We start from the raw sequence: 10428 nt of genomic DNA on the forward strand, positions 1-10428 counted from the left end.
CCTTGTCCGTGGATAGGTTTTGCGCAGGCTGGACGTCTGCGAGGGGGGACGGTGTGCTCGATGCGCGGGAACAAGGACGGGGGCAACCGCCGGGAATTCGTCCGGCCCATGGCGCCTACCCGCGAGGCACCCTGCTGTGGGAGCTGAGCGGCCTGGCCGGCACGGACCCGGCGTCCGCCGGCCACGCGCGGTCCGCCCTGTTGCGGGCCGGTACCGCGCGCAGCTACGAGGCCGGCGAGATCATGCTGCTCGAAGGCGCCACGGACACGTTCGTGCTCGTCCTGCTCAACGGCTTCACCAAAGTGACGACGACCGATGACCAGGACACGACCGCCCTGGTGGACATCCGTGCCGCCGGTGACGTCATGGGGGAGACCGCGGCCTTCGACAACGAGCCCCGTTCGGCCACGGTCAGGGCAGCCGAGCGGGTGTCCGTCCGGCGGATATCGCAGGACGAATGGCTGGCCTGGCTGGCCCGGTACCAGGCGGCCGGACTGGCCGTCAGCCGCAGCCTCGCCCATCGCAGCCGTACCGCGGTCCGTCGCCGCACCCAGTTCACGCGCGGTCCCGTCATCGCGCGGCTGTGTCGCGCCGTACTGGATCTGACGGAGCAGTACGGGACCCGGACACCGGGAGGCCTGTCGGTCAGGCCCGGGCTGACCCACGCCGAATGGGGCGAGTTCATCGGTGCGCGGGAGCGGCGCGTGCAGCACGCGCTGCAGGAACTGAGGGCCGCCCAAGCCGTCAGCTACGGACGCTGCCGCCTCACCGTCCACTCGGTTCCCACGCTGCGGCGGATCGCCGCGACGCCCTGATCCGCAGGGCCCGTCGGCGCCGCCCGGTCGGCCGGCGCGTGCCGGAACGTTTCCTTGACCGGCGGTTCGTCCGAACCCGCACTGCGACCGGTTCGGCCGACCGACGGAACGCTTCACTACCGGAAGGGGTACGGGGGGACGTCCCGCACGGTTCGCCGTACTCGCTCGTGCGACAGGCGAGACCACCAAGTGAAGCCAATGCGAGGCACTGCATGCCGGCCATTCCCGTCACCGTCCTCGGCCCCGCCGAGTCCGGCAAGACCGTCTATCTCGCGAGCCTGTTCCGCAGACTCGCCATCCCACGACCGGACCTGGGATTCCACGTCCAGCTGCCGCCAGAGCAGTCCACCAGGCTGAACCGCATCTACCAGCAGGTCACGAGCCCCGACGCCTGGCCGCTCCCGCAACGCCGCAACGAGATATCGGAGTGGGAGTTCACCTGCTCCGTGCGCACGGCGCGCAACGAGACCTACAGTCCGTTCTCCATCACCTACCTCGACTACTCCGGTGAGCACCTCACCGAGCCGGACGGGCGGGTGGAGACGGGCAACCGGGTCCTGAACCGGATCGAGCAGTCCGAGTTCCTCCTCGTCCTGCTGGACGGGGTCAAGGTGCTGCGGTTCCTGGACGGCGACCCGCGGCTGACGGAGGACCTCGTCGCGATCTTCAGCCACATGATGAAGAGCCGGGGCATCGTTCACTTCGTCATCACCAAGTGGGACGTCCTCGCTGCGGCGGGACACACCGTGCAGGCCGTCAAGGACAGCCTCCTTCGGCACCCGGACTTCAGGGACACGGTCGAAACCCTGCTTCGGTCCCCGGCCGGTGCCACGGGAGTGCGCTTCATACCGGTCAGCTCCGTGGGCCTGGACTTCGCCGCCCTCGATCCCGACGGCGTGACGATGGTCAAGAAGGGCGGGTTCCCCGCACCGCTGAACGTGGAGATCCCGTTCATGGCCGTGCTGATGGACCTCTTCGAAGCACATCTGAAGGGGCTGGCGGAACAGGCCGGACCCGGCACCCAGGAGATCGAGCGGCGCAGCCAGCGGCTCATGTGGGTGCGCATGGCCAAGGACAGGGTGCCGCTGGTACGGACGTTCCTGCGCGCGGCCGTCGCGCGGTCACCCGTGATGCGGCTGGTGCAGGACCACATGGCCGAAGCCTTCCTGCAGTTCGTGGAGGCACAGGTGACCGCCTACGGCGACCGGGTCGAACAGGACATCGGTCAGCTGCGGGACGGCATGCTGCGGGCCACGTCCGAGAAGGAGGCGCTCAACGGTCTGGTCGCACTGTTCCGCGCCAAGCTCGCCGAGTTCGAGGCCGAACACCCGGGCTCGCGGTTCATCGAGGGGGAATCGTCGTGGACGACGGCATGAAGAACTCCGCGCCCGTGCAGGTCTGGCCGTTCGCGCTCACGCGGTCCGTCACCACCGGTTTCCGGATCGTGGCCGCGCCGGACTTCCTCATGCACGGGGGCCGGTACGCCCTGCTCCACGACGTGACGGCCGGCGATCCCGCCGATGACGCCGTCTACCGCCGCGAGTACCGGGGGCAGGGGCCCGAGACGTTGTACCTGCTGTACCGGGTCGTTCACCTCAAGGCCTGCGACGTCGGCCTGGACGGCGAATACGCCATGAGCGGGCCCCGGCGTACACCGCTGGTCGAAGGGATCGTCTGCCGGACGCCTCCGGGGCCGTCGGCCACACAGGAACTCTTCGCCGAGGTCCATCGCCGCTGCAAGGCGGACGTACGAGCGTTCTTCGAGGCGGACACCACCGCCCACCCGGTGGCCCCCTTCCCGTCGTTCGACGCTCCGCAGACCGGTGAGACCGTCCGGGTCGTGGACCTCGACCCGTATGTCGCGCAAGACACCGCTTGGACGAAGGACCTTGACGAAGGGAGGACTTCGACGGCCCGCGCGGGCCGTCGAACACCGGGTGTCCGACGACTCGTCACAGCGGCCCTGTCCGCTGTCCTGTCGGCCCTCGGTCTGCGCGCTGATCGACAGACTGGAACCGTTCCTGGAGACGGCGGACAAGGTCCTGTACGCCCTGAGCCGGCTCGCGGCAGCGGAGCGGGACATCACGCGCCCAGCCGGGCCCGGCGCCTGGCGCGAGCCGCCGGAGCGGTCGTGCTGACCGTCCTGGTCGCCCTGGTCATCAGGAAGCTCAAGTGACCCACGAGCGCCGGCACACGGCGGACGGCATCCGGCTGCTCGTCCATCTCCTGATGACCGACCTGCGGGGCGTGGATCCCGCCGCCGTCAGGCCGCGACTGTGGGCCGAGCCCGTGCGCGGCTGGCTGACGGCGGGGGCCGCCCTCGCCGCGGGCGAGCCCAAGCGGGCGCTGGCCGCGCTGGACGACCCGGAACCCGAGGAGACGTACGACGACCTGGTGACGCGAACCCTGCGGACCGCGGCCACCGCCATGGACGTCAACTGGAGCCCCGGCGGCACGGTCCCCTGGGCTCTGCCGCAGCGGGACGAGTCGGCCCTGCTGCACGCCCTGGACGGAACGCAGGCCCGTCTCACCATCCTCGGCAGGGACCCCGGGCTGCGGCTCGCCGCCTTCCTCGCGGCCCGGTACCTTCCCGACCTGCTCGCCGCCCGAGCCGTCCTGGGGAGCGGGGAGATCCTCGACGCCCAGCCCCCCGAGGTCACCGCGGCCGTCGGAGGAGCCGCGGAAGTCGGTGAGGCCGTGCGGTGGTTCGACGAGGTGCCGCGGGAGATCGCCGAGGGCGGCCTCGCGGCGGCGGTCGCCTACCACCTGCTGATCGCGGGAGACGTACGGGCCCGGGCGGGGGACCGACGCGGCCGCGAGGCGCTGAGCGCTCAGGCTCTGCGGCTCGTGCCCCGGGACCCGGCCTTCGCCGCCATGGCATCCCTGCTGGCCGGTGACGCGGAACTCGGGGCGCCCGGCGCCGCGGAACGCTGTCTGCCGGTACCCGCCGCGCGCAGGACGCTCGACCGTGCCGCGCGGCACTACGAGGCGGCCGACACGCAGTTCCGGAAAGCCCGCGCGGACCGGGGCCGGGCAGCGGCCATGCTGCGCCTGGCCCATGTGGCCAGGCTCCGCCGGAAGCCCACGGACCGCACCGCGTACGTCGACCGGGCGCTGGCCCTGGCCGCGTCCGCCGACGACCGGGCGTGCGTGGCGCTGCTGAAGGCGCACCGCATGCTGGACGCAGTGGAGGACGGCCGGTCGCTGCCCGCCGGCGACGTGGCGGAGGTCCGCCGCTGGGCAGCGACCGTGGGCAGCGGTTCCTGGCTCCGGGGCCTGGGCCACCTCGTCGCCGCCCGCGCCGAAGGCTGGACCCGGCAGGGTCACCTCGTCCTCGGGCGGGAGCTGGGTGGCCTGGCGCAGCGGCTCACGGAGCCGGATGCAGCGCGGGCCACGGCAGTGCCCGTGCCCGGCGCCGTCCGGGCGCCGACCGGACCGATGACGGGTCCCGTCGGGGGCTACCACACGGCCCGTCACCGGCTGGCCTCCCTGGTCCTCGCGGACATCGAACTGCGCGCACGGGAACGGCAACTGGAGGACAGGTGCCGCATGGAGGCAGCCGACGGGCAGGGCACGGGCCCCGGCCCCGCGCCGTGGCGGGTGAGGGTCGCGCTGGCCAACGCCTGGCTGGCCGCGGCGGTCGCGGCCGAACTCCTCCTCGACGAGGCGGCGGGCCTGGGCGACCCGGATCTCGTCGCCACCACGCGGACCCGGCTCCAGCGGGTGATCCGTCTCGGGGAGCGTCTGCTGCGCGGGCCGGGCGGAGATCCGACCGCGGCGCAGGCCGTGCGCGTCTCCCTGGAGGGAATGCGGGCCGGACTGCGTGCCACGCGTGCCGTCGAGAAGCTGCACCGGCTCCGACGGCACAGGTCGGCTGGTATGGCCGCTTCGGCGGCGCGTACCGCCAAGGAGGCCGAGGCGCTGATCGAGGACGGCGCACCGCCCTCCCTCGCGCGCTGCGCGCTCCTGGTGGAGCTGGGCCGCCTGGAGGAGGCGCGGGCGGAGGCCGACGAACTGGAGACCCGGGGGGAACTGACGGCACTGCAGTCGGCGGCGCTCCGGTTGCGACTGCGACAGCCCGAACGGGCCGCCGAGGCGGAACGGCGCATCGGGACGGACGGTGCGGAGCCGGAACACCCCTGGGACCGGCCAGCGATCGCGGCGGAGGCATCGCTCGCGCTCGGCGAACCACGGCGCGCCGCGCAGCGCGCCCTTGAGGCCGTCACCGCCTACGAGGAGCACCGGTCGCGGATGGGACGGGACACCCTGCGGGCGGCATCGGCCGACGACCCGGTGGTGGCCCGCGGCTATCACACCGCCGTACTCGCCCAGTGGGAGTTGCCCGGCGGACAGGCCACCGCGTTCGCCACCGCCGAGCGCGCCAGGTCCGGGTTCCTCGACACCGTGCACGCCCTCGACAGCGCAGCCGGGCGGCCCGACGAGCAACGGGCGGTGCGGGGCTGGCTCCAGGCCGAGGCCCGCTGGGCCGCACGGTTCGAAGAGGCGGCCGACGTGCTGCGGAGCGAGGGGCACGCCGCGGCGGGGCATCAGCCCCCGCAGAAGGCGGACACGGCGGACGAGCGGTGCGTGCGGCGCCGCCTCGCCGAGGCCGAACGGACTCTCGCCGCGGCCGAGGCCGAGGTGCGCCGGCTCGCCCCACGGGCCCTCACCGCCCGGCGGGGGCCCGGCGCGCTGCCCGACGCCGCCCTGACAGGCGCACTGCCACCGGACACCGTGATGCTCCAGTACCACCTCTTCGACCAGGACCTGGTCGGCTGGGCGGTGACCCGCGAAGGGCTGCTCGCCGACCGTCACCGGCGGTCGGCGGACGACCTGGTGGCGACGGCCCGCCGCTTCCACGCAGCCTGCGCGTCGGGCAGCGACGCAACCCGCTCCGGACGAGCGCTCTTCGACGCCCTGCTCGGTTTCTGCGCCCCGCTGCTGACCCGCCACCGCAAGATCCTGGTCGTCCCGCCCGCCCGCCTCGCCCTGGTGCCGTTCCACGCCCTGCCCATGGACGGAGCGGTCCTCGGCCTGACCCACGACGTCTCCTACCTGCCCGCCGTCTCCCTGCTCACCCGGCCCGGCTCCCGCACGCCGGAGCCCGACTGGCGGGAGGCGACGGCACTCCTGGTCGGCGCCCCCGCCACCGCTGACGAACGCGCTCTGGCGTATCTGCCCGGCACCGTGACGGAAGTCGCCACCGTCGAACGGCTGCTCCGTCGCTGCCGGGTCCTCACCGGGCCGGACGCCGACCGGAAGCGGGTCCTGGAACAGGCCGCGGGCTGCTCCGTACTGCACCTGGCGACGCACGGCGATGTCCAGGAACTGACCCCCTACCTCAGCCGCCTGGCGCTCGCCGGCCAGGACCACCTCGGCGTGGACGACCTGCTGAGCTGCGACGTCACCCCCGACCTCCTCGTGCTGTCCGCGTGCGACACCGGGCGCGGGACCGCGACCGCCGGTGGCGATGTGCTCGGGCTGACCCGTACGGCCGTCATCAGCGGGGCCCGGCACGCGGTGGTGTCGCTCTGGCCGGTGGACGACATGACCGGATGCCTGGTGATCACGCGGATGTACCGGTATCTGACGTCGGCCGACCGCCCGTCGGTGGGTACCGCGCTGGCCCGCGCCCAGCGTGAGGTCCGGGCGGCCTCCCCCGACGAGAGGGAGACGGAGTACACCCGACTCGCCGAGCGCGCCGGCCTGACCGCGGACCCCGCCGGCCCGCGGGTACGGGCCCGCGACAGCGGCCCGCGCCCGGCCGGGGCCGCGACCGACCCGTACCACCCGTTCCACTGGGCGCCGTTCATCCATGTGGGCCCGAGCGGTGAACCCGCAACACAGAGGTGAGGAAACCGGTATGACGAGGCGTGCGCTGCTGATCGGTGCCCAGTCCTACGACCTGACCGGCGTGGCCGAGGACGTGACCGTCATGGAACGGCTCCTGGCCGACCGCGGCTTCACCGACCTGCGGGTGCGCCGCGAGACCGCCGAAACGGGCTACCACGGCATGAACGAGGCGCTGACGAGACTGGCCGAGGAGACCGAGACGGGAGACGCGGTCGTCGTCTACTACTCCGGCCACGGTGCCCTCCTGCCCCTGCCCCCGGCCTTGCGCGAGCACCACCCCGGCAGACCCGCCCACCTGCAGTACCTGGTGCCCAGCGACCACGACGCCGGCACCGCCACCGATTTCCGGGGCTATCTGGCCGAGGAACTCACCGCGGTGCTGCGGAGCCTGACGCGGACCACCCCGAACGTCACCTGCATCCTGGACTGCTGCCACTCCGGCGGGATGGTTCGCGCCCCGGGCAGACGGCGGATCAAGTCCGTGCGGTGCGACGTACCCGTCGAAGCGGGCGTGGAGCGGTCGGCCGGCCTCCTCACCGCACCCCGCCTGCCCGATCCGGACGTCGTGCGGCTGGTCGCGTGCCAGCGGCTGGGTGTCGCCTACGAGAACGAGCGGCAGGGCCTGTTCACCGCCGCGCTGGCGCAGGTGATGCAGGACTTCCGCTCGCGTCCCGTTCCCTGGTCGGTGCTGATCACCCGGATCCGCGACCACGTCCAGCTGGCGGAGGCGCTCCAGCATCCCGACGCGGGCGGGCCGTCGGACCGGCTGCCCTTCTCACTCGACACGCCCCCGCAGCCGGAGCGGCTGCGGCTTCGGGCACACGGCGCCGAACTGCGCGTGTGCGGTGGCGCCCTGTTCGGGCTGCGGGCCATGGACCGCGTGCTGACGGTGTTCCCCGCGGACGGGACACGTCCCGGCGGTGAGGTTGAGACGCGGGTGACGGCGGTCGACGGCGCCGACGCCGTGCTGGAGTCACCGCCCGCAGCGCCCGCGTCCCCGCTGCCGCCCGGGTCGTACGCGCTCCCGGTACGTGTCCACCAGCGTCAGCGCGTACGCATCGACATGGGCGGGCCCCTGGCCGATGCCCTCCGTGAGCGCCTCGCGTCGTCCCCACGGCTGATGGAGGCCGACAGTCGGAGCGAGGCTCTGAGCCTGGTCCGGGCACGGGAGGGGAAGGTCGAGGTGGCCGACAGCGCGGGGCGGCCCTACCGCTGTCCGCAGGAGGTGCCCGGCCCGGCCGAGACACCGGCCGCCGCCAGGAGGATCGTCGCTCTGCTGGAGACGGTCGCCCGGGGCGAGCGGCTGCGCGCACTCACCGACCCGGGGCCCGACGACTTCCCCTCGGCGGACCTGAGGGCCCGCATGGAGGTGGAGACCGAGCCGGGCAGCCGCGACTTCCGCGCTTTCCGGTCCGGCGATGCGCTGCGTGCGGGGGACCGCTACCGCATCGACGTCGCCGCCGGTGCCCGCACGCAGTTGTACGTCTGGCTGCTGGGCGTGGGACTGAGCGGTCGCACCACCCTGGTGAGCCACGACCAGCCCAGTGGCATCCCCATGGAGCCGGCCCACGGACACGACGGCGTACTCGCATGGCGGTCCCCTCCGGTGGACGTCTGGTGGCCCGAGGACGTGCCGCCCGTGGGCAGCCGTCCGGAGAGCGTGCTGCTGCTGGTCGGTGACCGTGAGATGGATTTGAGCCCGCTGGGCGGTGCCGCACGCCGGCGCGGGTCGGAGCCCGCCGCACTGAGCGCCCTGCTGGACGAGGTCTGTGAGGGCGTCAGGGACTCACGTCTGCCGGTCACCGCGAAAGCGCTGCGGTACCGGGTGTTCGGCTGGCACACCACCGTCGAGCCGCCGTCGTGAGTCGAGGACGAGAGCCGTGGAACACGGGAAGGAGCGGGTCCGTGGGCGCCGACGCATCACCACCGCACGAGGTCTCCCATCGCCAGGTGCCGCATGACCTGCTGGTCACCACCGAGCTGGTGGCCGGCGGAGCGCTGAGACCCAGGGACCGGCGACTGCGCGCCGGCGTCGCGCTCGGCCGCCCCCTGGCCTACGCCCTGCCCCGCGCCGCCGGGTCACCTCCGACGGCCGACATGACGACGTTGCTGCTCTGCTTCCCGTTCGACCTGGAGGACATGACGGCCGGGTGCGGCTACCGGCGGATCGAGCTGGGAGTCACCTTCGACGACGAGCACCTGCGGGCCCTGGACCTGCAACCGGGACCCGGCTGGGCCGGCCCCGACGGAGCACGGGTGACCGCCTTCGGGCTCGGCCGCAACCGGCTGCGCTGGGTCTTCCAGGCGCCTGACGCCGACGGAACGCTGTCCCCGGACGGACGGTGGACGCAGGCCCTGCTCGCCTCGCCCGCACCGTTCACGCAGCTGTCGGGCCGCATCCAGGTACGAGGGGTGATCGAGCACCCGCTGCTGAGCGGGACCCGGGCCGAGGGCGAGGTGCAGACCCGCGACGACGTGCCCTTCCTGCTGTCCCGTGCGGACGTCTGGGCCGGGGCGCCGCTCGGGCCACGGACATCACGGCCGGGCGCCTGGGCACTCACCGGCGTCGCGAACGCCGCCCCCGCCGACGGCCGGTTGCCGCCCGGCCGCCGCAACCTGTGCCTGGCCGTGGACATCGAGAAGTACAGCACCCGCAGCAACGTGGACATGATCCGGCTGCAGCGCGCACTGCTGCGGGTGATGCGCGCAGCGTGCGAACGGGCGGCGGTCGACTGGGACGCCTGCGGCCGGCAGGCGCAGGGAGACGGCTATCTGCTCGTCCTGCCTCCGGACACCGACGACACCCGTGCCGTCCCGCGGCTGCTGGACGGTCTCGCCGAGGCGCTGGCCGTGGTGAACCGGGAACGGCACGGCAGCGACTCTAGGCCGCAGGTGCGCACCCGCATGCGCGCCGCCCTGCACCACGGAATCGTCCACGAAGGTGAAAGCGGCTACGCGGGGTCCGCCATCGTGGAACTCTTCCGCATCCTCGACTCCGATCCCTTGCGCGCACACCTCGCCGACGACCAGGCCACGGATCTCGTGGTCGCCTTGCACGACCGGATGTACCAGGATCTGGTCGCGCAGGGGTACGAGGGCCTGTCACCCGGCGGATTCGTGCGTGCCGAGGTGCGCGTCAAGCAGTTCGCGGGCGTCGCCTGGATCAGATCGCACGGACACGCCGGGCCCGCTCCCCACGACCCCGGCGGCGCCTTGTGAAACGCGGCTCGGACGGCGCCCGCGACGACGGGAAACTCATGAGCGGCGGACCACCCCCTGTTGCTATGGTGCGCCGATGTCGTCGATCAAGCAGTTCCAAGTCACCTTCGACTGCGCGGAACCCGAGCGCGTCGCCCGCTTCTGGTGCGAGGTGCTGGGGTACGTATCGCCGCCGCCGAAGGGGTTCGCCACGTGGGACGACTACGATCGCTCGCGACCGCCCGAGGAAAAGGGTTCGTGGTTCGCGTGCAGCGACCCGTCGGGCGTCGGTCCCCGCCTGTTCTTCCAGCGCGTTCCCGAAGGCAAGGTCGCCAAGAACCGGGTGCATCTCGACGTGCGGGTCGGCACCGGACTCGTGGGGGAGGAGCGCCTGGCCGCGCTGGAGGCCGAATGCACCCGACTGGTCGCGCTCGGCGCGGTACGCGTGCGCCTGCTGTACGACGGCAACGATTCGTGCATCGTGATGCAGGACATCGAGGGCAACGAGTTCTGCCTCGACTGAACGGCTGCGCCACCGGCTTCGGGACACACCCCGGCCACG

7 protein-coding genes are annotated in these 10428 nt (G+C 72.9%); all 7 read left to right on the top strand.

Annotated elements, in window-relative coordinates; genetic code table 11:
- Positions 1–53: 53 nt before the first annotated feature.
- The 7 genes from ACWCPI_RS30165 to ACWCPI_RS30195 all read left to right on the top strand — a co-directional run bounded on the left by ACWCPI_RS30165 (position 54) and on the right by ACWCPI_RS30195 (position 10389).
- Positions 54–815 carry a Crp/Fnr family transcriptional regulator gene (locus ACWCPI_RS30165; RefSeq protein ID WP_451041126.1) on the top strand — a complete coding sequence of 254 codons (762 nt, stop codon included), beginning with the start codon at positions 54–56 and terminating at the stop codon, positions 813–815.
- 212 nt (positions 816–1027) lie between these two features.
- Positions 1028–2191: a TRAFAC clade GTPase domain-containing protein gene (locus ACWCPI_RS30170; protein WP_451041127.1), complete on the top strand. Its 1164-nt coding sequence runs from the start codon at positions 1028–1030 to the stop codon at positions 2189–2191.
- Positions 2176–2991 carry a hypothetical protein gene (locus tag ACWCPI_RS30175; RefSeq protein ID WP_451041128.1) on the top strand — a complete coding sequence of 272 codons (816 nt, stop codon included), beginning with the start codon at positions 2176–2178 and terminating at the stop codon, positions 2989–2991. The genes ACWCPI_RS30170 and ACWCPI_RS30175 overlap by 16 nt, the downstream gene beginning before the upstream one ends.
- The gene (locus tag ACWCPI_RS30180) at positions 2988–6668 is read left to right on the top strand and encodes a CHAT domain-containing protein (protein WP_451041129.1); all 3681 of its coding nucleotides are present in this window, start codon (positions 2988–2990) and stop codon (positions 6666–6668) included. Before ACWCPI_RS30175 ends, ACWCPI_RS30180 begins: the two co-directional genes overlap by 4 nt.
- 10 nt (positions 6669–6678) lie before the next feature.
- Positions 6679–8532 (top strand): caspase family protein, encoded by a 1854-nt coding sequence (locus tag ACWCPI_RS30185; RefSeq protein ID WP_451041130.1) that lies wholly within the window; start codon positions 6679–6681, stop codon positions 8530–8532.
- A gap of 41 nt (positions 8533–8573) precedes the next feature.
- Positions 8574–9887 carry a hypothetical protein gene (locus ACWCPI_RS30190; RefSeq protein WP_451041131.1) on the top strand — a complete coding sequence of 438 codons (1314 nt, stop codon included), beginning with the start codon at positions 8574–8576 and terminating at the stop codon, positions 9885–9887.
- Positions 9888–9963: 76 nt separating this feature from the next.
- Positions 9964–10389, top strand: a complete 426-nt coding sequence (locus tag ACWCPI_RS30195) for a VOC family protein (RefSeq protein WP_451041132.1) — start codon at positions 9964–9966, stop codon at positions 10387–10389.
- Positions 10390–10428: the final 39 nt, after the last annotated feature.

Source organism: Streptomyces sp. NPDC001920 (assembly GCF_053594495.1).

Bases quoted from the DNA above. Each gene is read 5' to 3' on its own strand.
- ACWCPI_RS30170 (WP_451041127.1), top strand. From the start codon at position 1,028: ATGCCGGCCATTCCCGTCACCGTCCTCGGCCCCGCCGAGTCCGGCAAG.
- ACWCPI_RS30185 (WP_451041130.1), top strand. From the start codon at position 6,679: ATGACGAGGCGTGCGCTGCTGATCGGTGCCCAGTCCTACGACCTGACC.
- ACWCPI_RS30195 (WP_451041132.1), top strand. From the start codon at position 9,964: ATGTCGTCGATCAAGCAGTTCCAAGTCACCTTCGACTGCGCGGAACCC.